General features: G+C 64.1%; 1 protein-coding gene. It reads left to right on the top strand.

Annotated elements, in window-relative coordinates:
- Window positions 1–281, top strand: a 281-nt coding sequence (locus tag ACLJNW_RS24585) for a glutathione S-transferase C-terminal domain-containing protein (protein WP_410961268.1), incomplete at both ends; no start/stop codon positions are given.

Below are 281 nucleotides of genomic sequence, written 5' to 3'. Positions count from 1 at the left end.
CTGGTTTCGCCGCGTTGCGCGGGGAGCTGCCGATGGACCTGCGGCGCCAGCAGCCATTGGTGGAATTGTCCGAGGCGACACGACAGGATATTCAACGTATCTGCGAAGCCTGGGCGGATTGCCTGCGGCGCTTCGGCCAGGACGGTCCGTTCCTGTTCGGCCACGCCAGCCTGGCGGATGCGTTCTACGCACCGGTGGCGGCGCGTTTCCGCAGTTATGCGGTGGAGTTGCCGGATATCGCCCGGACCTATGTCGAGACGATTTATCAGTGGCCTGCGTTC

This window comes from Salmonella sp. SAL4457 (genome assembly GCF_046548235.1).
GTDB lineage: Bacteria > Pseudomonadota > Gammaproteobacteria > Enterobacterales > Enterobacteriaceae > Salmonella > Salmonella enterica.
Note: the sequence above shows the minus strand (reverse complement) of the source record. Positions and strands in the feature narration are given on the sequence as shown.